The organism is Allorhizobium sp. DMC15 (genome assembly GCF_056314065.1).
In genome coordinates this window covers 1,584,102-1,604,757 of sequence record NZ_JBQUZB010000001.1, presented here as the reverse complement: position 1 = coordinate 1,604,757, position 20,656 = coordinate 1,584,102, and the positions used below count along the sequence as shown (strand labels likewise).

Annotated in this window: 20 protein-coding genes and 1 riboswitch; of the genes, 6 read left to right on the top strand and 14 right to left on the bottom strand. The window is 60.9% G+C overall.

The window, feature by feature from the left end; translation table 11 throughout:
• Positions 1-49: 49 nt before the first annotated feature.
• The 6 genes from ACT53S_RS07930 to ACT53S_RS07905 form a co-directional block, all read right to left on the bottom strand.
• On the bottom strand, positions 50-2,248 hold the full coding sequence (locus ACT53S_RS07930; RefSeq protein ID WP_476066531.1) for an esterase-like activity of phytase family protein: 2,199 nt from the start codon (positions 2,246-2,248) through the stop codon (positions 50-52).
• A gap of 79 nt (positions 2,249-2,327) precedes the next feature.
• The gene (locus tag ACT53S_RS07925; protein ID WP_113378162.1) at positions 2,328-3,227 is read right to left on the bottom strand and encodes a DMT family transporter; all 900 of its coding nucleotides are present in this window, start codon (positions 3,225-3,227) and stop codon (positions 2,328-2,330) included.
• 132 nt (positions 3,228-3,359) lie between these two features.
• Positions 3,360-3,513, bottom strand: a riboswitch (FMN riboswitch).
• Positions 3,514-3,655: 142 nt separating this feature from the next.
• Positions 3,656-3,931, bottom strand: a complete 276-nt coding sequence (gene hupB, locus ACT53S_RS07920; protein ID WP_006727558.1) for a DNA-binding protein HupB — start codon at positions 3,929-3,931, stop codon at positions 3,656-3,658.
• A gap of 206 nt (positions 3,932-4,137) precedes the next feature.
• A complete protein-coding gene (lon, locus tag ACT53S_RS07915; RefSeq protein ID WP_476066530.1) occupies positions 4,138-6,555 on the bottom strand; it encodes an endopeptidase La in 2,418 nt (805 codons plus the stop codon).
• 422 nt (positions 6,556-6,977) lie between these two features.
• Positions 6,978-8,255, bottom strand: a complete 1,278-nt coding sequence (gene clpX / locus ACT53S_RS07910) for an ATP-dependent Clp protease ATP-binding subunit ClpX (RefSeq protein WP_113378160.1) — start codon at positions 8,253-8,255, stop codon at positions 6,978-6,980.
• A 288-nt stretch (positions 8,256-8,543) separates the two neighbouring features.
• Positions 8,544-9,179 carry an ATP-dependent Clp protease proteolytic subunit gene (locus tag ACT53S_RS07905; RefSeq protein WP_113378159.1) on the bottom strand — a complete coding sequence of 212 codons (636 nt, stop codon included), beginning with the start codon at positions 9,177-9,179 and terminating at the stop codon, positions 8,544-8,546.
• Positions 9,180-9,539: 360 nt separating this feature from the next.
• Between ACT53S_RS07905 and ACT53S_RS07900 the strand changes: the two genes are divergently transcribed.
• The gene (locus ACT53S_RS07900) at positions 9,540-10,790 is read left to right on the top strand and encodes a GGDEF domain-containing protein (RefSeq protein ID WP_476066529.1); all 1,251 of its coding nucleotides are present in this window, start codon (positions 9,540-9,542) and stop codon (positions 10,788-10,790) included.
• A gap of 51 nt (positions 10,791-10,841) precedes the next feature.
• On the top strand, positions 10,842-12,086 hold the full coding sequence (locus ACT53S_RS07895; RefSeq protein ID WP_476066528.1) for a cytochrome P450: 1,245 nt from the start codon (positions 10,842-10,844) through the stop codon (positions 12,084-12,086).
• Here the strand turns inward: ACT53S_RS07895 and ACT53S_RS07890 are convergent.
• Positions 12,076-13,059 (bottom strand): helix-turn-helix transcriptional regulator, encoded by a 984-nt coding sequence (locus tag ACT53S_RS07890; RefSeq protein WP_476066527.1) that lies wholly within the window; start codon positions 13,057-13,059, stop codon positions 12,076-12,078. The genes ACT53S_RS07895 and ACT53S_RS07890 overlap by 11 nt on opposite strands.
• 116 nt (positions 13,060-13,175) lie before the next feature.
• On the opposite strand from ACT53S_RS07890, the gene ACT53S_RS07885 reads away from it, so the two are divergent.
• Positions 13,176-13,835 carry a glutathione S-transferase family protein gene (locus ACT53S_RS07885; RefSeq protein WP_476066526.1) on the top strand — a complete coding sequence of 220 codons (660 nt, stop codon included), beginning with the start codon at positions 13,176-13,178 and terminating at the stop codon, positions 13,833-13,835.
• Positions 13,836-13,885: 50 nt separating this feature from the next.
• On the opposite strand, the gene ACT53S_RS07880 is transcribed toward ACT53S_RS07885, so the two are convergent.
• Complete coding sequence (locus ACT53S_RS07880; protein WP_476066525.1) at positions 13,886-14,686, bottom strand: SDR family NAD(P)-dependent oxidoreductase; 801 nt, start codon at positions 14,684-14,686, stop codon at positions 13,886-13,888.
• Positions 14,687-14,830: 144 nt separating this feature from the next.
• On the opposite strand from ACT53S_RS07880, the gene ACT53S_RS07875 reads away from it, so the two are divergent.
• A complete protein-coding gene (locus ACT53S_RS07875; RefSeq protein WP_476066524.1) occupies positions 14,831-15,289 on the top strand; it encodes a MarR family winged helix-turn-helix transcriptional regulator in 459 nt (152 codons plus the stop codon).
• Between the two features lie 10 nt (positions 15,290-15,299).
• Here ACT53S_RS07875 and ACT53S_RS07870 read toward each other — a convergent pair whose 3' ends face one another.
• The 3 genes from ACT53S_RS07870 to ACT53S_RS07860 form a co-directional block, all read right to left on the bottom strand.
• The gene (locus ACT53S_RS07870) at positions 15,300-15,644 is read right to left on the bottom strand and encodes a cupin domain-containing protein (RefSeq protein WP_476066523.1); all 345 of its coding nucleotides are present in this window, start codon (positions 15,642-15,644) and stop codon (positions 15,300-15,302) included.
• A 101-nt stretch (positions 15,645-15,745) separates the two neighbouring features.
• A complete protein-coding gene (locus ACT53S_RS07865) occupies positions 15,746-16,357 on the bottom strand; it encodes a flavodoxin family protein (RefSeq protein WP_476066522.1) in 612 nt (203 codons plus the stop codon).
• 95 nt (positions 16,358-16,452) lie between these two features.
• Positions 16,453-17,739: an O-acetylhomoserine aminocarboxypropyltransferase gene (locus ACT53S_RS07860; protein ID WP_142069578.1), complete on the bottom strand. Its 1,287-nt coding sequence runs from the start codon at positions 17,737-17,739 to the stop codon at positions 16,453-16,455.
• Between the two features lie 171 nt (positions 17,740-17,910).
• Between ACT53S_RS07860 and ACT53S_RS07855 the strand changes: the two genes are divergently transcribed.
• Positions 17,911-18,342 carry a DUF6455 family protein gene (locus ACT53S_RS07855; RefSeq protein ID WP_113378154.1) on the top strand — a complete coding sequence of 144 codons (432 nt, stop codon included), beginning with the start codon at positions 17,911-17,913 and terminating at the stop codon, positions 18,340-18,342.
• Between the two features lie 3 nt (positions 18,343-18,345).
• On the opposite strand, the gene ACT53S_RS07850 is transcribed toward ACT53S_RS07855, so the two are convergent.
• Positions 18,346-18,777: a CoA-binding protein gene (locus ACT53S_RS07850; RefSeq protein ID WP_476066521.1), complete on the bottom strand. Its 432-nt coding sequence runs from the start codon at positions 18,775-18,777 to the stop codon at positions 18,346-18,348.
• Positions 18,778-18,937: 160 nt separating this feature from the next.
• Between ACT53S_RS07850 and ACT53S_RS07845 the strand changes: the two genes are divergently transcribed.
• Positions 18,938-19,273, top strand: a complete 336-nt coding sequence (locus ACT53S_RS07845; protein ID WP_476066520.1) for a hypothetical protein — start codon at positions 18,938-18,940, stop codon at positions 19,271-19,273.
• An 8-nt stretch (positions 19,274-19,281) separates the two neighbouring features.
• On the opposite strand, the gene ACT53S_RS07840 is transcribed toward ACT53S_RS07845, so the two are convergent.
• Positions 19,282-19,749 carry a CoA-binding protein gene (locus ACT53S_RS07840; RefSeq protein WP_476066519.1) on the bottom strand — a complete coding sequence of 156 codons (468 nt, stop codon included), beginning with the start codon at positions 19,747-19,749 and terminating at the stop codon, positions 19,282-19,284.
• A 111-nt stretch (positions 19,750-19,860) separates the two neighbouring features.
• Positions 19,861-20,292 carry a VOC family protein gene (locus ACT53S_RS07835; protein ID WP_113378151.1) on the bottom strand — a complete coding sequence of 144 codons (432 nt, stop codon included), beginning with the start codon at positions 20,290-20,292 and terminating at the stop codon, positions 19,861-19,863.
• Between the last annotated feature and the right edge of the window lie 364 nt (positions 20,293-20,656).

Sequence of the window (20,656 nt, the reverse complement as noted above, 5' to 3'; positions counted from 1 at the left end):
GGGTGAGCGATCACCCGGCCTCTTTTGTTTCAGTGCGGCGATATGCCGATCAGTTGGTGCCCTGCAGGTTCACTTCCCAGAACAGGGTTTCGCCCGAACTATCGTCCACGCCGTCATTGTCGGTGACCGCGAAAGCCTTGCCCGATGCGTCGAAGGTGAAGCCTTCGAGCTTGTCGAGGACATAGCCGTTGGTGGCCGCCTTCAGGTCCGGCAGGAAGTCATGCACTTCCTGCTTTGTCACGACTGGAAGCACTTCGCCAATCTTGGCCGGCTTCAGGCCGGCGATGTCAACGGAGTAGAGCTTCTTCAGCTTGGCATTGTCGCCGATCTGGTTGTCGCGCTCGACAATGTAGAGCTTGCCGTCATGGGCGGTGATTTCGGAAAGGCCGACCCAGCCTTCGCCAGCCTTTTCCAGCGGGTAGTGGACGGCGCCCCATTCCTTGGCCTTCGGATTGTAGGACAGGAGCTTGACGAGTCCCTTTTCGTCGTCACCCCATTCGCGCTGCACGGCCATCCACAGGGTCATGTCGTCACCGCTGCCGACGCTGGTGATGCCTTCCAGACCGAAGCGGGTCTGGCCGGCGAGCAGTTCCGTCGGGAAACCGATCTCCGCCTTGATCTCGCCTTGGCCGTCTACGTTGTAGATGCCATGGCCGACGAGCTTGGCCGGATCGCCTTCGGACGCGAGCCAGAAGCCGCCCTTACCATCCAGCGCGATGCCTTCGATGTCGAGCTTCTGGGCCGCAGAACCGCCGCGAGTGACCGGCAGGGCCTTGGTGATGACGGCCGGCTTCTGGGTTGCGTCGATCGTGAAGATCGTCGGCTGGGCCGAATAGAAGCTGTCATTGACGGTATAGAGCGTGCCTGCCTTTTCGGCGTCGCCGACGAGGCCGGAGAGTGCTCCCCAGCCGATCGGTGCACCGTCGACGATTTCCGAGCGCAGTGTCGGATAGGCCGGCGTGCCTTCGGCCAGTTCATAAAGCATCACATGCGAACGCACGCCGCCGTCTTCGCCGAGATCCAGTTCGTTGGCGGTGGCGAGAAGGTTGCGGCCAGGGATGGCGACGGCACCTTCGGGCGAGACGCCGGAGGGCAGAAGCTGCACCAGTTCCGGCTCGGCCCCGGTGTCCTTGTAGACGCCAACGATCGAGGCGCGCTCGGAGAGCACGAAGAAATACTTCTGGTCGCCGAAGGTCGCTGCTTCCAGGCCTTCGAGTTCAACACCCTTGGACTTGGCGCGCTTGTCGGGGAAATGACCGATCTGGGCAATGGCGAGCTCGAGCGACGGACCAGATTCGTAGGAGACCTTTCCGGTCTTGTCGAAGATGGTGAAGCTGCGGGAGCCGCCTTTCCAGTCGCCTTCGTTGGCGACGACGAGACGGTCGTCATCCAGCCACTTGACCGCGTCCGGCTCGCGAGCCACGCCTTCCTTGCTGCCGGTGAACTTGAGCGCGCCGTCCGATTTGGTGTCGATGCCCGAGAGATCGATCGTGCCGGCGGAGAAGTGGCTCTTCACTTCGCCGGACTTGCCGTCGACGATGGCGATGTGGTTGTTTTCCTGCAGCGTCACGGCGATTTCGCCGAGGCTGTTGATCGCGACGAATTCCGGCTCCGGATCTTCAGGGGCGATCTCGGAGAGGCCGGTCAGTGCGACATGCTTGATTGAGCCGCAATCGACGACTCCATCTTTCAATGATGCGATGACGAGGTCGCCAGCCGGCATCTGCGGCAGGTCCCCATCATTGACGTCCTCGTCACGCTCGTTCTCGATGGCGACGGCGACGAAGCTCTTGTCCTTGGAGACCGCTACAGAGTCCGGCTGGCCGCCGAGGTCGCAGCTGGATTCAATCGCCTTGGTTGCGATGTCGACGACGACGAGCTTGCCGGACGGGCTGGCCTTGCTCTCGGAGGTGTTGACGCCGGCGAGAACCTTGGTGCCGGCTACGGCGACGGACGTGGGCTCGCCATCCATCATCAGCGCGCCAGCCGCCTTCGGGGCCTTGGCATCGGTAATATCGACAAAACCGATCGCCCCGAGCGGGCTGTCGGAATATATCATCATATTGCCGTCTTCCGTTGCCGTGACGATTTCGGCGGAAGTGGCGGACAGCTTGTCCTTGTCCGCCGGCAAATTGCTAGCGACCGGGAAGGCCGCGATTCGGTTGAAGACCTGCTCGGCTGCGGCCGGCATGGTCACCGAAGCCAGAAGTGCGGCGGTCAGCGCCGCGCGGGTGAGACCTGATGTCATGGGAAACCTCCTGTTGCCGATGAATGGAACAGGAGGCTTTTGCGTCACCCGGATTACAGGCGCATGACAGAGGAGCCAATCAACCCCGGCTTGTTTCCCGCCGGGCTTCCCGAAGCATCAGGAAGAGCGAAGCCCCCAATATGAGGACCGCGCCGATCCAGAGATAGCCGCTCGGGGCATAGCCGAACACGAGCCATCCGGCGAAGACGTTGAGCGGCAGCTTCAAGTCATCGAAGGGCTGCACGTAAGCGGCATCTGCGGCATTGTAGGCGAGCGTCAGCAGATACTGGCCGATGGCGGTCAGCAGGCCTGCACCCAGAAGCAGCCAGAGCGCTGCCCCCTCCGGTACAACGAAGCCCGAGGCGACGGCGAGTCCGGCATTGATCGGGGTCAGCAGCACAAGCAGCCAAACCGTAACGGTTTCCGGTGCCTCGTAGTGCGTGAGGTTCTTCATGATCAGCGATGACCCGCCCCATAGCAGCGCCGACAGAACCGGCAGAAGGGCTGCAAGCGTGAACGCATCCGACCAGGGTTGCAGGATGATCATGGCGCCGGTGAATCCGGCCAGGGTCGCGAGCCACCGGTCTCTTCCGACGGTCTCACCCAGAAAGAGGCGGGCACCGATGATGATGAAGAATGGCGAGGTCATGACGAGCGCGATGGCCTGCCAGATCGGAACGGTGGCAAGGCCTGTCACCCAGGCCTGAACGCCGAAAGCGGCAAGCAGGACGCGCAGAATATGGCGCACGGGATAGGCCGTCTTCATCGCCTTCAAGCCGAGGCGGACAAGCAGCGGCAGGGAGAGGACGAGCGCAAATCCATATTGCCAGAAGGCGGTCGACGCCGGCGGAAAGCCGAGCGTCATGGAGAGCCACTGGGTGACGACATTGAGCGCGGCGAAGGCAATGCCTGCCAGCACCATGAAGCCGGCACCAACAACAGCCCGGGAACGCAAGAGCGAAACGGAGCTCTGATTCATGTCATGTTTCCTTTTCCAAAGGACCAACACAAACCAGGACAGATGAGGACGACGAAGCCGCTCCAGAACGGAAACGACACTGCGCAGCACGCCTCGCCGATCCGCATGACGCGGCGGCAGGACGAAGCCTGACCTCATTCTCTTTCATCCGGACTTTAACCGTCGGCTCCGGAGTTACACCGGATCTGCTGACCCTGCCCTCCCTGAAGGAAGACCAGGCGCTCGCGGGCTATGAGGTTTCCCTCTTACCGCCGGTGGGGAATTTCACCCCGCCCTGAGAACGAATGCCGGAAGACCCGGCCCCACAGAAATATGACAGCCAATGCTGCGACGCAAGATGCGCAAACAAGAAAGCCCGGCGCAGAGGCCGGGCTCACCAGGGTGTCAGCTGACCATCGGCACCGAAGGGTGGCGACGGTCACGACGGATCAGCTGTTGACAGCGTCCTTCAGGCCCTTGCCGGCCGTGAACTTCGGAACGTTGCGAGCCGGGATATCGACTTCAGCGCCGGTGGACGGGTTGCGGCCCTTGGAGGCTTCGCGACGGGCGACGGTGAAGGCACCGAAACCAGCGAGGCGGATGTCGCCACCGTTCTTCAGCTCGGCCTGAACCGTTTCAAAAACGGCGTCGACGGCAGAGGCTGCGTCAGCCTTGGTGAGGCCAGCCTTCTCGGCGACCGCGGATACGAGTTCGTTCTTGTTCATGTTTCCACCCTTTCTGATTGGTATGAAACGACTCAAATGATTAAGTCGGGCGGAGAATACGAAAGCTTCTGCCCTTCGCAACTCAAAAGCACCCGAAAGGCCCGGAAAACAAGCCGTTTAAGGGACTTTTCACAAAAAAGGCTGGCAAATTTGCCAGCCTTTTTGTCGGTTTTGGAGCTTTGTGGCTCACTTATGGCAGAATTGCCTCAGTGGGCGACTGCAGAGCCGGTCTCATCGGCACCCTCAACTGTGCCGATGGCAGGGGTTTCGACCGTTCCGTCCCATTCAATCGGTTCAGGCACGCGAACCAACGCATGGCGGATCACCTCACCCATCCGGGATACCGGTACGATCTCCATATTGTTCTTCACGTTGTCCGGAATGTCGGCCAAATCCTTGGCGTTCTCTTCCGGGATCAGAACCTTCTTGATGCCGCCCCGCAGTGCGGCGAGCAGCTTCTCCTTCAGGCCGCCGATCGGCAGCACGCGGCCGCGCAGGGTCACTTCACCGGTCATCGCGATATCCTTCGAAACCGGAATACCGGTCATGATGGACACGATGGCGGTTGCCATGGCAATGCCGGCGGACGGGCCGTCCTTCGGGGTCGCGCCTTCCGGCACGTGGACGTGGATGTCGGACTTGTCGAAGCGCGGCGGCTCAACACCGAAATCGACGGCGCGCGAGCGGACATAGGATGCCGCAGCCGAAATCGATTCCTTCATCACGTCCTTCAGGTTGCCGGTGACCGTCATGCGGCCCTTGCCGGGCATCATCACGCCTTCGATGGTCAGAAGTTCGCCGCCGACTTCCGTCCAGGCGAGACCCGTGACAACGCCGACCTGATCCTCACCCTCTGCTTCGCCGTGGCGGAAGCGCGGGATGCCCAGATATTCGTTGATGTTTTCGGCCGTCACCGCAACGGACTTGACCTTGCCCTTGATGATCTCGGTGACCGCCTTGCGGGCAAGCTTCATCAATTCGCGCTCGAAAGAGCGAACACCGGCTTCGCGGGTGTACTGCTGGATGACCGCCAGGATCGCGCCGTCCGTGACAGAGAACTCTTCCGGACGCAGGGCGTGTTCCTTGATGGCCTTCGGCAACAGGTGCCGCTTGGCGATCTCGAGCTTCTCATCCTCGGTGTAGCCGGCGATCCGGATGATCTCCATGCGGTCCATCAGCGGACCCGGGATGTTCAGCGTGTTGGCGGTGGTCACGAACATGACGTTCGACAGGTCATATTCCACTTCGAGATAGTGGTCCATGAAGGTCGAGTTCTGTTCGGGATCGAGCACCTCGAGCAGGGCCGAAGACGGGTCGCCACGGAAGTCCATGCCCATCTTGTCGATCTCGTCGAGCAGGAAGAGCGGGTTCGACTTCTTGGCCTTCTTCATCGACTGGACGATCTTGCCGGGCATGGAGCCGATATAGGTGCGGCGGTGACCGCGGATCTCGGCTTCATCACGGACGCCACCCAGCGCCATGCGCACATATTCGCGGCCGGTCGCCTTAGCGATCGACTTGGCGAGCGAGGTCTTGCCGACGCCCGGAGGGCCGACGAGGCACAGGATCGGGCCTTTCAGTTTCGTCGCGCGGGCCTGGACGGCGAGATACTCGACGATGCGCTCCTTGACCTTGTCGAGACCAAAATGGTCTTCGTCGAGGATCTTCTCGGCAGCGTTCAGGTCGATCTTAACCTTGGACTTCTTGTTCCAGGGCAGACCCAGCAGCCAGTCGAGATAGTTGCGCACGACGGTGGCTTCGGCCGACATCGGGCTCATGTGACGCAGCTTCTTCAGCTCGGCATCGGCCTTTTCCTTGGCTTCCTTGGAAAGCTTGGTCTTGGCGATGCGCTCTTCCAGCTCGGCCATCTCGTCACGGCCGTCCTCGCCGTCGCCGAGTTCCTTCTGGATGGCCTTCATCTGCTCGTTGAGGTAATATTCGCGCTGTGTCTTCTCCATCTGGCGCTTGACGCGCGAGCGGATACGCTTTTCCACCTGCAGAACCGAGATCTCGCCTTCCATGAAGCCGAGTGCCTTTTCAAGGCGCGTCTTGACGCTCACCGTTTCCAGCATTTCCTGCTTTTCGGTGATCTTGATGGAGAGGTGCGAGGCAACCGTGTCGGCGAGCTTCGAGTAGTCCTCGATCTGGCTTGCCGCACCAACGACCTCGGGCGAGATCTTCTTGTTCAGCTTGACGTAGTTTTCGAACTCGGAGACGACCGAGCGAGAGAGAGCCTCGATTTCCACGGCATCTTCGTCGGGCTCTGCAAGAACCTTGGCGCGTGCTTCGTAATAGTCTTCGCGGGCGGTGTAGCCCTCGACCTTGGCACGAGCACGCCCCTCGATCAGAACCTTCACCGTGCCATCCGGCAGCTTCAGCAGCTGGAGTACGTTGGCAACGGTGCCAACTTCATAAATCGCGTTCGGCGCCGGATCGTCGTCGCTCGCATTGATCTGGGTGGCCAGCATGATCTGCTTATCGGAACCCATCACCTCTTCCAGAGCGCGGATGGATTTCTCGCGGCCCACAAACAAGGGGACGATCATGTGCGGGAACACCACGATGTCGCGCAGAGGAAGCACCGGATAGGTGTTCGCCTCGTTTGTCGCTGACGTATTCGTCATTTCAATTCCTTTCCAACGTCCCGAGTTACCGGGACCAAATGACCGACCCAAAGGCATCGGCCATATTCTTGCTCCCCCAACAAGTGGAGTGGCGACACCCTCAATTCAAGCCTGCCTGGCCGGTCCGTCGCGAAACTGTGACGGTCAGATGACGCTCTTCCCTCGCCTGCACGCTACAGCGCGAAGCTGAAGCGAGGCATGAGACGCACAGGTGCCGAAAACAGGCATGCAGGACAGGAAAGAGGTAACGCACGTACGGATACGCAACAGAATCCAGGATGGCATGGCGCCATTCCTGTTCTAACTCAATCACCCGCAGAGACAACAGCAGACACGGTAAATTTGCGAAACTTCAACGGGAAGGTCGCTGAAAACGAAAGAGCCCGCCAGTGGCGGGCTCTGTGCATGCGATGGGACGGGCATCAGGCCGATGCGTTGGCTTTCTCTTCCTGACGGTCCGCATAGATGTACAGCGGACGAGAATTGCCGTTGACGACATCGTCGGAGATGACGACCTCACGGACACCATCCAGTTCCGGCAGTTCGAACATCGTGTCGAGCAGGATCTTTTCCATGATCGAGCGAAGACCACGCGCACCGGTCTTGCGGGTAATGGCCTTGCGGGCGATCTCGCGCAGAGCGTCCTCGTGGAAGGTCAGTTCGACATCTTCCATCTCGAACAGGCGCTGATACTGCTTGACCAGCGCGTTCTTCGGCTCCGACAGGATCTGGATCAGCGCGTCCTCGTCCAGGTCCTCGAGCGTCGCCAGAACCGGCAGACGGCCGATAAACTCGGGGATGAGGCCGAACTTGACCAGATCTTCCGGCTCCAGTTCGCGCAGGACTTCGCCCACGCGGCGATCGTCTTCCGCCTTCACAGTTGCGCCAAAACCGATCGAGGTTTTCTCGCCGCGGGCAGAGATGATCTTGTCGAGGCCGGCAAAGGCGCCGCCGCAGATGAACAGGATGTTCGTCGTGTCGACCTGCAGGAATTCCTGCTGCGGATGCTTGCGGCCACCCTGCGGCGGAACGGAAGCAACCGTGCCTTCCATGATCTTCAAAAGCGCCTGCTGGACGCCCTCGCCCGACACGTCGCGGGTGATCGAGGGGTTGTCCGACTTGCGGGAGATCTTGTCGACTTCGTCGATGTAGACGATGCCGCGCTGGGCGCGCTCGACATTGTAGTCGGCAGCCTGGAGCAGCTTCAGGATGATATTTTCGACGTCTTCACCGACGTAACCAGCTTCGGTCAACGTCGTAGCGTCAGCCATGGTGAAGGGAACGTCGATGATGCGGGCGAGCGTTTGGGCAAGATAGGTCTTGCCGCAGCCGGTCGGGCCGACGAGCATGATGTTCGACTTCGCCAGTTCGACGTCGCCGCCCTTGGAGGCGTGCGACAGGCGCTTGTAGTGGTTGTGCACGGCCACCGACAGGATCTTCTTCGCCTGCTTCTGGCCGATCACGTATTCGTCGAGGATCTTGATGATGTCCTGCGGCGTGGGAACGCCGTCACGGGACTTGACCATCGAAGACTTGTTCTCCTCGCGGATGATATCCATGCAGAGTTCGACGCATTCATCGCAGATGAATACCGTCGGTCCGGCAATCAGCTTGCGGACCTCGTGCTGGCTCTTGCCGCAGAAGGAACAATAAAGGGTATTCTTGGAGTCACCGCCGTTGCTTCCGCTGACCTTGCTCATGTCTTTATCCTTCCAGCACGCCGCGCCACCGCAGTCACGGCAGGGCGGTCACTCACACTGTTCAGTTCCCACCGCCGCCTTTGGTGGAAACCTCTTCCGATCCGGAGCTACTAGCCGATCCGATCAATCCCGGAGCGGCGGCAACGAAAACTCCCAGTCTCGGCAGACTATGTCACAAACGTTCAACATAGCCTTAATCCCTACTATTAGCGCTTTCGCGGCGACTTTAAACCCCCGACCTCTTCACTTCCTGCGGCGCCGGGCGGGCGCCGCACAGGCCGGACGACATCAAGCCGACGGAGCCGCGCCCTCGATTTCGGCGCGAGACGTCAGGATACGGTCGATCAGACCCCAGTCCTTGGCTTCGCTCGATTCCATGAAGTGGTCGCGATCGAGCGTGGTCTCGACTTCCTCATAGGTGCGGCCCGTGTGCTTGACATAGACCTCGTTCAGACGACGCTTCATCTTAATAATGTCACGAGCATGGCGCTCGATGTCTGACGCCTGGCCCTGGAAGCCGCCGGATGGCTGGTGAACCATGATGCGGGCGTTCGGGGTGGCAAAGCGCATGCCCTTTTCACCGGCAGCGAGGAGCAGCGAGCCCATGGACGCGGCCTGGCCGATGCAGAGCGTCGACACGGCCGGACGGATGAACTGCATGGTGTCGTAGATCGCCATGCCCGACGTGACGACGCCGCCCGGCGAATTGATGTAGAGGGCGATTTCCTTCTTCGGGTTTTCGGCCTCAAGGAAGAGAAGCTGGGCGCAGACCAGCGAGGCCATCGTGTCCTCGACCGGGCCCGTCAGGAAGATGATCCGCTCCTTCAGCAGGCGGGAGAAGATATCGTAGGAGCGCTCGCCGCGATTGGTCTGCTCCACGACCATCGGCACCAGAGCCAGGGCGGTATCAACGGGATTTCTCATATCGGTCCTTTTTCAGCCTCTCCCCGACACGTCCGGTGGCGGGAATCACGTAAAATCTGTCAACCCCTACATAGAGTGTCCGCACCCTGACATTCAAGACACGAGCAAGGGATATCCTTAATGCCTGCATGACGACGAAGAGCCCTGCCCTAGCGGTTTTCCGGGATCTTTGCCAACGGCGTGGCGGCGGGTGCTCGTCAATTCACAAGAAGTCTCTAACATGGTGAAAACTTTGTCATTCACGGCATCGGACAGAAGACCGGCTCACTGCAATCCGCCACGTATACGTAGGAAGTGCTTAACCCGCCTGAGCGATTGTGGGGCAACTCGACCCAGACATGATAAATTCGGATAGTGATCGTGATCGATGTGAAGACGGCGTTTCTGCTGTGGGTTATCCAGGCAGGCACTCTGGCGATTCTGCTGATTGCCATTTGGCTTCATGCCCGTGACCAGCGCCATTTTCTCTGGTTCGGCATCGGCTTTGCCGTGCACGCTGCCGGCCTCGGACTGGTGGGCGGGCGCGGCAGCATTCCGGACTTCATTTCGATTCATGTCGCGAATATCGTCTCGCTTCTGGCATTCAGCAGTTGGGCCTGGGCGATCACAGCATTGGATCGCCGACGTCCTCCGCTCTCTGCCTATTTGCCTCCGCTCCTCTGGATCGCCTGCAACCTCGTACCCCAGGTTCGTGATACTTTCGCCTTGCGCGTCGCGACATACAATTTCGGCGCAACCATCGGATTCGTACTTCTCGCCATCCTCATCCTGAGGGCCAACTTCAGTTCGCGTCGCTATCGGCAGATGCTGGCCCTCGTTTGGGGGTGCCAGGCAGCATCCTCGGTGAGCTTCGGCATCTTCGTGATCTTCTACCAGCCACGCAATTTTCAAGAGGACATCATCGGCATCTGGATGGGAACCGTTGCCCTGATCGGGTTCATCACGGCGATCATCATTCTGGCAAAGATGCTGATGGATCGCTCTGAAGAAAGACTGCAGGCGCTGGTGCGGACCGATCCGCTGACGGGCGTGCTCAATCGCCGCGGTTTTACGGAGGCCTATCAGCGACTGCAGGACGCCGCCCCCTCGCCGGCCGTCGGTTTGCTGATCTTCGATCTCGACCACTTCAAGCAAGTGAACGACGATCACGGCCATCATGTCGGAGATCTGGTTCTGCAGGAGTTTTCCAACCTCTGCCGGTCGCTGCTGCCACAGAGGGCGGCATTCGGGCGAACGGGGGGCGAGGAATTCGCAGCCGTCCTTGCGATATCGGAGGCGCGAGATGCCGCGCTTTTCGCCGAAACCGTGCGGCTTGCCCTGGCCGAGAAGGTCATCGACACCCCGGCGAACGGTCTGACCGTGACGACAAGCGTCGGTATAGCGGTCAGCCCGCTGCCCCGCGCCGGCCTAGAACAGTTGATGACGGATGCGGACGCCGCGCTTTACGTCTCCAAGGAACGAGGCCGCAACCGGACGTCCGTCAAGTCCGGCACACGGATCGTGACGGTCCCGCCGGCGGGAAGCGAGACGGTGGTTGTCGATGAGCAGGTTGATCGGCAGGTCGCCATCCTGAAGCGGATCGCAGCCGTTGCCGCGTCACTGGATGGGTAAAACTCCGCCAGCACCCTTGCGAAAGCGAGGCCAAGGCATAAACAGGACGTCATGACCGACCTTTCCTCCCTTTCCATCGACCCCGCCACGCGCCGGGTTTCCCTCGACGCCCGAGATCCGGCCTTCTACAGCGACCCGAACCGGGCCTATGCCGCGCTCCATGCGAACTGCCCCACGTTCTACTGGGAAGAGCAGAAGCAGTGGTTCTTCACCGGCTATGATCATGTGAATGCGCTTTTGCGCGACCGACGCTTCGGCCGGCAGATCCTGCATATCGCCACGCGCGAAGAGCTCGGCCTTCCCGAGCCTGCCGCCCATACCCGACACTTTGACAAGGCCGAGGAGCACTCGCTGCTCGAGATCGAGCCGCCGGAACACACGCGGCTTCGCACCCTCGTCAACCGCGCCTTCGTCTCCCGCCATGTCGAGAAGATGACGCCGGAGATCGAGGAACTGGCGAACAGGCTGATCGACGGCTTCGAGAAAGACGGCAAAACGGAGTTGCTCTCGACCTTTGCCGACATCATCCCGGTGACGATGATCGCCCGGATGATTGGCATTCCAGAGGAAATGGGACCGCAGCTCCTCAAATGGAGCCACGACTATGTCGGCATGTACATGTTCAAGCGGACGCGTGCCGACGAGGAGGCCGCAGACCGCTCGGCGAAGGAATTTGCCGACTATGTGCGGACGGTCATCGCCGAGCGGCGGGCCGAGCCGCGGGACGATCTCCTGAGCCACATGATCCACACCGAGCACAAGGGCCAATTCCTCACCGAGGACGAGCTGATCTCGACGACCATCGTGCTGCTCAATGCCGGGCACGAGGCGACGGTCCACCAGATCGGCAACTCGGTCCGTGTGATCCTCGAAAGCGGGATCGACCCGGCCACGCTTTTCACCGACGAGAAGACGACTGAACGAACTGTCGAAGAGACGCTCAGGATCTGCGCGCCGGTGCATATCTTCCAGCGCTGGTGTCTGGAGCCCTGCGACATCGATGGCGTTTCCTTCAAACGCGGCGACAAGGTGAGCATGATCCTGGCGGCTGCCAATCTCGATCCGCAGAAGTTCCCGGAGCCGCTGACCTTCAAGCCGGATCGCGACGAAGGGGCCAATCTCTCCTTCGGCGCCGGGATTCATTTCTGCATCGGCGCGCCGCTTGCCAGGCTCGAGCTCAACATCGTGCTACCGTTGCTCTTCAAGCGTTTGCCGGGGCTGAGGATCGCGCAGACGCCTGTTGTGAAAGACGTCTATCACTTCCACGGGCTGGAACGGCTCGACCTTACCTGGTGAGGTCGGGCGTTTCGCCATAGCGCGCCATCAGGGTCTCAATCGCCCGCAGCATGGCGAGCCGCAATTCCGGCGGGTCGAGCACCTCGACCTCCGTACCGAGCTTCAGCATTTCGGAAACGGCCATGCGCTCATGCGCCATGGGCAAGCGGACCGTGCGCCAGCCACGCTTGTCTGGTTCGCCGATGAATTCGAGGTGGGCGCGGACATAAGGCGGCGCCATGTGCTCGATCTCCTTCAGCCCCCACGCTGAGAGGCGGATCATGGCCCAGTGTGGATAAAGCTCAAGTTCCAGGCGCCGGGTGTTTTCGTTCCAGTATCCGGCGAGATCGAAATCCTTCGGCCATTCGAAGCGCTCCTCTGTCACGATCAGATCGAGGACACGCGAGATACGATAGGTGCGCGGCATGTCGTCGACGCGGGCGACGAGATACCAGGCCCCGCCTTTCATCACGATGCCGAGCGGATCGGCAATTCGGTTCTTCTCCGCCTTCCAGGAGCGGTAGCGCATGCGGATGCGCTTTGAATTCCAGACGGCATCGGCAATGGCCTGCAGATAGACGGGCTGCTCACCCTCGGCGAGCCAGGCAGGCGCATCGAGATGAAACTTCGACTGCATGCGCCGGGCGCTTTCGCGCAGGTCTTCGGGCAAGGCCGCTGTCAGCTTCTTCTGCGCGCCGGCCATAAGCGAGCCGAGGCCGAGATCGGCCGCAGCACCGGGAATGCCCGACAGGAACATGGCTTCGGCCTCGGCCGGCGTGAGGCCGTTCAGGCGAACACGATAGCCGTCCAGGAGCCGGTAACCGCCGTCCGAGCCGCGTTCGCTGTAGACGGGGATGCCGGACAGCGAGAGCGCATCGATGTCACGATAAATGGTGCGGACCGACACGTCGTTTTCATCGGCAAGGGCCTCTGCCGTCACCAGTCCCCTGGCCTGAAGCGTGGTCAGAATGTTGATGAGCCGGCTCGCCCGCATCGGAAAATCTCCCTTTCGAGCATCATGCTAAACCAACCTGACACAATCTGACAGGTATGGTGGCGCATTCTCTCCCCATCGCCGCAAGGCGCTACTCATTTCAAAGGGAGACTTCGATGACCAAGGACCTGCCGATCACCCTCTTCTACTCACCCCAGACCCGCGCCACCGGCGCGCGGGTGCTGCTGGAGGAGCTGAACGTGCCATATGAGCTTCATGTGCTGAACATGAAAACAGGCGAGCAGCGGCAGCCGGCCTATCTCGCGATCAATCCGCTCGGGAAGGTGCCGGCGGTGCGCGTCGGCGACACGCTGGTCACCGAACAAGGCGCGATTTATCTCTATCTTGCGGATCTCTATCCCGAAGCGGGTCTTGCCCCAGCGCTGACCGATCCTGATCGCGGCGCCTATGTCCGCTGGCTGTTCATCTATGGGAGCTGTTTCGAGCCGGCCGTCGTGGACCGCTACCTGAAGCGCGAGCCGGGATCGATGAACGAGACGCCCTATGCGAGCTACGAGTCGCTCATCGACATGCTGGAAGAAGCGCTCAATACAGGCCCCTACCTGCTCGGCGAGCGCTTTACGGCAGCGGACCTGCTCTGGGGGATCGCCCTGCGTTGGACGACGATGTTCGGCCTGGTCGAGGCACGCCCAGCCTTCCAGGCCTATATGGAGCGGATCGGCGGCCGTGCCAGCATCCAGAAGGTATCGGCCGAAGATGCGACGATGGTCGCCGAACACGAGGCGGCTGCACGAGGCTTGTCGAAAGCCAGCTGACGCGACAGGACGATGGCCGGCCGTCTCAACCGGCGGCCATCGTCAGTCGATCACGCCCCTACGCCGTATCGCGGTGCCGGTTCGCGGTTCGAAAGATGGGGACCCAGCGCATAACGCGCGGTGTGGAATTGGCTCAGAAGCGCCGTGTCTTCGAGCGAAGGCAGGGTGAGCAATTCACCTTGATCCAGTCCCCTGAGACCGACATCCACGAGATCTTCGACATCCATCACGCGCGCCGGGTCAATGGCGTCGAAACTGCCACCGACGCGGTCGAAGATTTCCGTGCGGGTGAATCCCGGCAGGATGGCCTGCACCTTGACCGGCGTGTCGCGCAGTTCGTGGGCGAGTGACTGGGTCAAGGCGAGAACAAATGCCTTGGACGCGCTGTAGGTGCCGTTGAAGATCTCCGGCGCAAGTGCCACGGCGGAGGCAACGTTGACGATGGCCCCCTTGCCACGGTGCGCGAAGGCCTGCGCTGCCGACACGGCCAGGCGGTTGGCAGCCGTGACATTGATCGCGACCATCCGGTCGAGGTAGGCGACGTCCTCAGTCAGCAGGCTCTTCCTGGGTCCGATGCCCGCATTGTTGACGAGGAGCGCGATCGACGGATCGTTTCGCAGACGCTCCTCGACGTGTTGCACATCGCCGGCAACGCTCAGATCAGCTCTCAATGTTTTCGCTTCAATCCCATGCGCATCGGCAAGCTCTGCAGCAAGCGCGGAAAGGCGCTGCTCGTCGCGAGCGACCAACAGCAAGTCATATCCGCGCGCCGCGAGCTTGCGGGCATAGGTGGCGCCGATCCCGGACGAGGCGCCGGTGACAAGGGCAGTTCCTGAGGTAGAGGGCATCATCGATCTCCTGGTTCGTATTTACTGGTATATACCACTATATAGAAGCCGATGATGTCCCGCTTCAAGGGGGCGGGCGGAAATTTCTTGAGTTTTCGGATGGCTGTCGTAACCGATGATGATCGACATGCCATGAAAGGACACCCGTTGGCGCAGAAAGAAGAAGATGTCTGGCTTCACTGCACGAACAGCGCCGTTCGCCGCGCTGCCCGTCAACTCGGTCAGCTGTATGACGACGCCATGGGCGATACGGGTCTGAAGGGAACGCAATTTTCGCTCCTCTCGCAGATCGCGGCCCTCGGCAATCCGACACAGAAGGTACTTGCCGAAGCAATGGTCATGGACCTTTCGGCGCTCGGCCATACGCTGAAGCCGCTCATACGGGACGGACTTGTCGTCCTGTTGCCGGATGAAAACGACGGGCGGGCGCGGCGCGTGTTGCTGACCCCAGAGGGCCTAAAGCAGCGTGACGAGATGCTCGCGCTGTGGCGCGACGCCCAGGCCCGCTTCGACAAGGCCTTTGGCAAGGAGCAATCAGCCGAACTCCGCCGGGCGCTGGCCCTGATTGCCTCCGCCGATTTCGCGCAAGCCTTCCGCAGGGGATAAGTCGCAGGCGCTAGAGCCGGATGACGTAATCCTTGCGAGTCGTTTCAAGGACTTCCCAGGTTCCTTTGAAGCCGGGCCTGAGGATCAGCCGGTCGCCGGCCTTCAGATGGATCGGCTCGCCGCCATCCTCAGTCACGATGGAGTGGCCTTCGAGAATGTGGAAATACTCCCATTCGTCATAGACGATCCGCCACTTGCCGGGCGTCGACTGCCAGATGCCGGCATAGACGCCGCCATCGGCCTCTTCGAGGTTCCAGGTGGTGAATCGTGGGTCACCCGAGATGAGGCGGTCCGGTGCGGGCGCGCCCTCTTCCGGGGTGACGGTCGACGGATCGAAAGCGAGGGCGGCAGACATGGCAGGCTCCTGACGAAAGACAAATACCAACGGGCCCGCACCTTCGGATGCGGGCCCGTCACTCTTGCCTCAAGCCGCGCGCAAAATCCACGCGACCGGTTTCATTTCTGCGGCGGATAGGGGTTGTCTGCCAGGAGGCGTGCCAAATGCACTGTGTTGCGGGCCACCATGCCTACAGTGGTCGTCACCTTTTCCGGCACAGTATCGAGATCCTTGAAGTCGGTACTGCCCATGGCCTCGCCCACCCAGTAGGCGACCGCATTCGAGGCAATGGTGAAGCCGACGTCGTTCAGCGCCTGATAGAGCTCTGCAGAGACATGGTGCGCGCCGTCTTCATTGCCGACAACCGCGACGGCAGCGACCTTCCCGTAGGGAAGCATGCGGCCCTCTTCATCCGTCTCCGACAGAAAGGCATCCATCCGCTCGAGCGCCCGCTTGCACACGCTCGACGGCTGCCCCATCCAGATCGGCGTTCCCATAACGAGGATGTCAGCGGCCAGGATCTTCTGGCGGATTGGGGGCCACGCATCGCCCGGACCTTCATCTGAGGTGACGCCGGGGCGTATATCGTGGTCGGCAAGGCGGATAAGCTCTGTTTCTACACCGAGCTCGCTCATCGCGGCAGCGATGAGCTCCAGTAACCGATCGGTGGATGACGGCTCGCCGGAGCTGGCCTTCAGCGTGGCGTTCAACGCTATGGCCTTAAGTTTCATAGGACACTCCTCCAGGGGATCAGGAGGTCCAACTCGGGTGGGGGACGGTGGTTCCCTTCGGCTCCACAGTCCCCCACCCTGGAATGTCCTGCAGATCAGGCCTTGGCGAGCGCCTGTTCCAGATCCGCGATTATGTCTTGCGCATCCTCGATGCCGATGGACAGGCGCACCACGTCGGGACCTGCTCCGGCTGCGATCTGCTGCTCTTCGGAGAGCTGCGCATGGGTGGTCGACGCCGGATGGATGATCAGCGAGCGGGTATCACCGATATTGGCAAGATGGGAGAAGAGCTGCAGCCCGCCGACCAGGGCCTTGCCGGCCTCAAGGCCGCCCTTGATGCCGAAGGTGAAGACGGCCCCTGCCCCCTTCGGCGAGTAGCGCTTCTGAAGACCGTTGTTCGGATCGTCCGGCAGGCCCGCGTAATTGACCCAGGCGATCTTCGGATGGTTTTTGAGCCAAGTCGCCACCTTCAGAGCATTGTCGCAATGGCGCTGCATGCGCAGCGGCAGTGTCTCGATCCCCGTCAAAAGCAGGAAGGCGTTCATCGGGGCCAGCGCCGGGCCAAGGTCGCGCAGGCCGAGCACGCGGCAAGCGATGGCGAAGGCGAAGTTGCCGAAGGTCTGGTGCAGGACAACGCCAGAATATTCCGGGCGCGGGGCCGATAGCATGGGATACTTGCCCGGCTTGGCCGACCAGTCGAACGTGCCGCCATCGACGATGACACCGCCCATGGAATTACCGTGGCCACCGAGGAACTTGGTGGCCGAATGCACGATGATATCGGCACCATGCTGCAGCGGGCGGATCAGGTAGGGGCTCGCCATAGTGTTGTCGACGATCAGCGGCAGGCCGTGGCGATGAGCCACTTCTGCGATCGCCTCGATATCGACGAAGGTGCCGCCGGGATTGGCGAGGCTTTCGATGTAAACCGCCTTGGTGCGGTCGTCGATCTGCGCCTCGAAGCTCGATACATCGGCGGGATCGGCCCAGCGGACCTGCCAGTCGAAATTCTTGAAGGCGTGGCCGAACTGATTGATCGAGCCGCCATAGAGCTTTTTCGCCGCGACGAAATTGTCACCCGGCTGCATCAACGTGTGGAAGATCAGGAGCTGCGCTGCATGGCCCGAGGCGACGGCAAGGGCCGCCGTCCCGCCTTCCAGCGCCGCGACGCGCTCTTCGAGCACGGCCTGGGTGGGATTCATGATACGCGTGTAGATGTTGCCGAACTGCTTGAGCCCGAACAGGGCCGCCGCATGGTCCGAATCGTTGAAGACGAAGGCCGTGGTTTGATAGATCGGCGTGATGCGCGCGCCCGTGGTCGGGTCGGGCTGGGCGCCCGCATGGACGGCAAGCGTGGCGAAACCCGGATTCGTGTCCGACATGTTATGGATCCTCCCTTAAGCTGGACTGGGCGGGATCATAGTCAGTCATCCGCAGTTGTCAGCCTGCAATATTCCAAACTTAACGGTCGCCGGAGGATAAACATCCTTGATCGAGGTCAATGCGGCAGCCAGCCCTCATGACATGCTCCACCATCGTTGATGGAGGTAGTGATGACCTTAAGCCTTGCCGATCCCGTGCGTCATACCATGCAGCAAATCCTGTCCTGGTTTGCCCAAAGCTTCGAGTCTTCGACAGAGGCCGACATGCTGGCAACCCTCGAGCAGCGCGAGATCGACGCGCTCGCCGAAGACTGCGGTCTGAGCCCGCACCAATTGCTGGCTCTCGTGAAGGCGGGACCGCATGCCGCCGATGAAATGCCAGCGCTTATGCGCTCGCTCAACATCGATCCCGCCGAGGTCGAGTTCCAGATGCGCCAGACATTTCGCGCGATGCAGATCGCCTGCGCCGAATGCCAGTCGAAGGAACGCTGTCACCGCGACCTGCAAATGGGAACAATCGACAAGGCCTTTGTCGACTATTGCAACAATGCGGAGAGCCTGAACGCGCTCAGAGCCAATCCGGACGTGCTGCTGGGACGCTGAGCGTCAGAGACCCAGACGCGGCATCTCGATGGCGGGGCAGCGGTTCATCACGACCTTGATTCCGGCCGCTTCGGCCGGCCTCACCGCGTCATCGTCCCTCACGGTCAGCTGGCCCCAGATCACCTTCGGTCGATTGGGCAGCGCCAGGACTTCCTCAACCACCTCGCCCAAATATTCCGGCGCTCGAAACACGTCGACCATGTCGATCGGTTCTGGAATGTCAGCCATGGTCGCATAGACCGTCCGGCCAAGGATCTCCTTGCCGGCCTGTCCGGGATTGACGGGGAAGACCTGGTAGCCTTTTGACATCAGAAAACGCATGACGCCGAAGCTTGGCCGATCGGGCTTGGGAGAGGCGCCGAGAAGTGCAATGGTCTTTACGTCGGTCAATATGCCTTTGAGATAATCGTCGGGATAATGGGTATGGTCGACCATCCGGATCTCCTTAACATCGTGCCTCGAGTTCCAGAGAGGTAGATGGGTTGAAGATCGTCGACAACAAGAGGAGCCGCCCTATCTTGGAGCGCAGCCTACGATGTGTGCCGGAACCCGTGTGGCGGCCGGGACGTTGAACAGCAGCCGAAGGAGGATCGTCATGCGCATTAGACCACTCGCCATCCTGCTCGCCGCGGTTTGCGCCGCATCGCCGGCATCTGCCATTTCGCGCTACAACTCGCAGAGCCTGACCTGCGACCAAGCACGCCAGCGCGTGCTGAACGAGGGGGTTGTGATCCTGCGTTATCCCTCGACGCGGGTCCGGGGCATGACGCTCTATGATCGGTACGTCACGCGGAACGCGCAGTGCGAGCCGCATGAATATGCCGAACGTGCCTATGTCCCGACACGGGACGAGCCGCGCTGTCCCGTGCTTAACTGCCAGCCCTATGATCCGCTTCCGGGACGGTTCGGCAAGCCGATCGTCCGCTTCTGAGGGGATCGTCAGGCCGCGTGGGCCGGACCATGATGCGGCGGATGGGTCAGCTCGTAGACCAGCGGATATTCCGAGACCAGCGCGCGGTTCATGACCACCTTGATACCAGCGGCTTCGGCGCGCGCCGCGGCCGTGTCGTCGCGCACGCCGAGTTGGCACCAGATCGCCCTGGGCCGCGGCGTCATGGCCAAAACCTGATCCACGATCGCGTCCAGATGCTCCGATTGCCGGAACACGTCGACGAGATCGATCGGTTCGCGGATGTCGGCGAGCGATGCGTAAACGGTCCGCCCCAGGATCGTGCTGCCGACATGAGCAGGGTTGACCGGAAAGACCTGATAGCCCTTGCCGAGCAGGAAGCCCGAGATCCAGTGACTGGGACGGTGATCGTTGGTCGAGGCCCCGACCACCGCGACATTGCGTGCGTTCTTGAGGATTTCAGCGAGATAACTGTTGAGATAGGTATCGTGGTTCATGGTCTTCCTCCTGGCCTCAGGCCGCCGAGCAAACCGTCCCTCTATTCCCTGCCCTGAATATACGCTCCGTCCGTTAACGGTCGCGTTGCGCAACCGTTCAAATACCGCCGATCAGTCCGGCAGCACCACATGCCCGTGTTCATCCAGCGGGAAGAACGGATTGTGCGCGATTTCCCACAGATGCCCGTCAGGATCCGCGACATAACCGGAATAGCCGCCCCAGAAGACTTTCTCCGGCGCCTTGACCAGAGTTGCCCCACACGAAACCGCGAATTTCACCACCGCGTCGACGCCGATCTCGCTGGTAACGTTGTAGGCAAGCGTCACGCCCGAGAACCCCGGCGGCGTGTCCTCTACCGTGGCATCCTGCGCTAGGTGGCTGCGGGAAAAGAGGCCCAGGACGATGCCTTTCAGTTGGATGAAGGTGACATTCTCATTGGAGGCCGGCGACTTGCTCCAGCCGAGCCGCTCGTAGAAATCAGTGCTTCTCGCCACATCGGCGACACCGAGCGTAATTAGAGAAATGCGGCGCTCAAGGGACATATTCGACCTCCGTTATCAGCGTCTGCCGTTACGTTCGGTTTATGTTTTCATTATGTTCATGCGAATATTAGCATCATGAGTTGCACTCATGTTTTCGCACAATCCTTCCGATTCAACTCAATATTTAGGAAATACGGACGCGGAACCGTATAGCGGCGTGCAGATAACAGCAGCCAGACCAGGGCTACCACCCAGCAAAAACCCACCTCTTGGCCGCCACGCCGTGAGGTAAAATATTACCACATAGCTAAGTGACTGTTTTCCAACGATCCTCCGCAAGAGGCTGCGGTTGCCCACGCCTTGACGCTTACTCTGGTGCAATTTATACAGCGCTCGGGGAAGCGGCCTTCGGGACCGCTTTCTT

Coding starts and splice junctions, on each gene's coding strand:
- clpX (WP_113378160.1), bottom strand. CDS start 8,255: ATGAGCAAGGTCAGCGGAAGCAACGGCGGTGACTCCAAGAATACCCTT.
- ACT53S_RS07905 (WP_113378159.1), bottom strand. CDS start 9,179: ATGAGAAATCCCGTTGATACCGCCCTGGCTCTGGTGCCGATGGTCGTG.
- lon (WP_476066530.1), bottom strand. CDS start 6,555: ATGACGAATACGTCAGCGACAAACGAGGCGAACACCTATCCGGTGCTT.
- hupB (WP_006727558.1), bottom strand. CDS start 3,931: ATGAACAAGAACGAACTCGTATCCGCGGTCGCCGAGAAGGCTGGCCTC.
- ACT53S_RS07885 (WP_476066526.1), top strand. CDS start 13,176: ATGACCAAGGACCTGCCGATCACCCTCTTCTACTCACCCCAGACCCGC.
- ACT53S_RS07835 (WP_113378151.1), bottom strand. CDS start 20,292: ATGTCCCTTGAGCGCCGCATTTCTCTAATTACGCTCGGTGTCGCCGAT.
- ACT53S_RS07890 (WP_476066527.1), bottom strand. CDS start 13,059: ATGCGGGCGAGCCGGCTCATCAACATTCTGACCACGCTTCAGGCCAGG.
- ACT53S_RS07895 (WP_476066528.1), top strand. CDS start 10,842: ATGACCGACCTTTCCTCCCTTTCCATCGACCCCGCCACGCGCCGGGTT.
- ACT53S_RS07930 (WP_476066531.1), bottom strand. CDS start 2,248: ATGACATCAGGTCTCACCCGCGCGGCGCTGACCGCCGCACTTCTGGCT.
- ACT53S_RS07880 (WP_476066525.1), bottom strand. CDS start 14,686: ATGATGCCCTCTACCTCAGGAACTGCCCTTGTCACCGGCGCCTCGTCC.
- ACT53S_RS07925 (WP_113378162.1), bottom strand. CDS start 3,227: ATGAATCAGAGCTCCGTTTCGCTCTTGCGTTCCCGGGCTGTTGTTGGT.
- ACT53S_RS07840 (WP_476066519.1), bottom strand. CDS start 19,749: ATGAACCACGATACCTATCTCAACAGTTATCTCGCTGAAATCCTCAAG.
- ACT53S_RS07845 (WP_476066520.1), top strand. CDS start 18,938: ATGCGCATTAGACCACTCGCCATCCTGCTCGCCGCGGTTTGCGCCGCA.
- ACT53S_RS07870 (WP_476066523.1), bottom strand. CDS start 15,644: ATGTCTGCCGCCCTCGCTTTCGATCCGTCGACCGTCACCCCGGAAGAG.
- ACT53S_RS07855 (WP_113378154.1), top strand. CDS start 17,911: ATGACCTTAAGCCTTGCCGATCCCGTGCGTCATACCATGCAGCAAATC.
- ACT53S_RS07865 (WP_476066522.1), bottom strand. CDS start 16,357: ATGAAACTTAAGGCCATAGCGTTGAACGCCACGCTGAAGGCCAGCTCC.
- ACT53S_RS07860 (WP_142069578.1), bottom strand. CDS start 17,739: ATGTCGGACACGAATCCGGGTTTCGCCACGCTTGCCGTCCATGCGGGC.
- ACT53S_RS07850 (WP_476066521.1), bottom strand. CDS start 18,777: ATGGTCGACCATACCCATTATCCCGACGATTATCTCAAAGGCATATTG.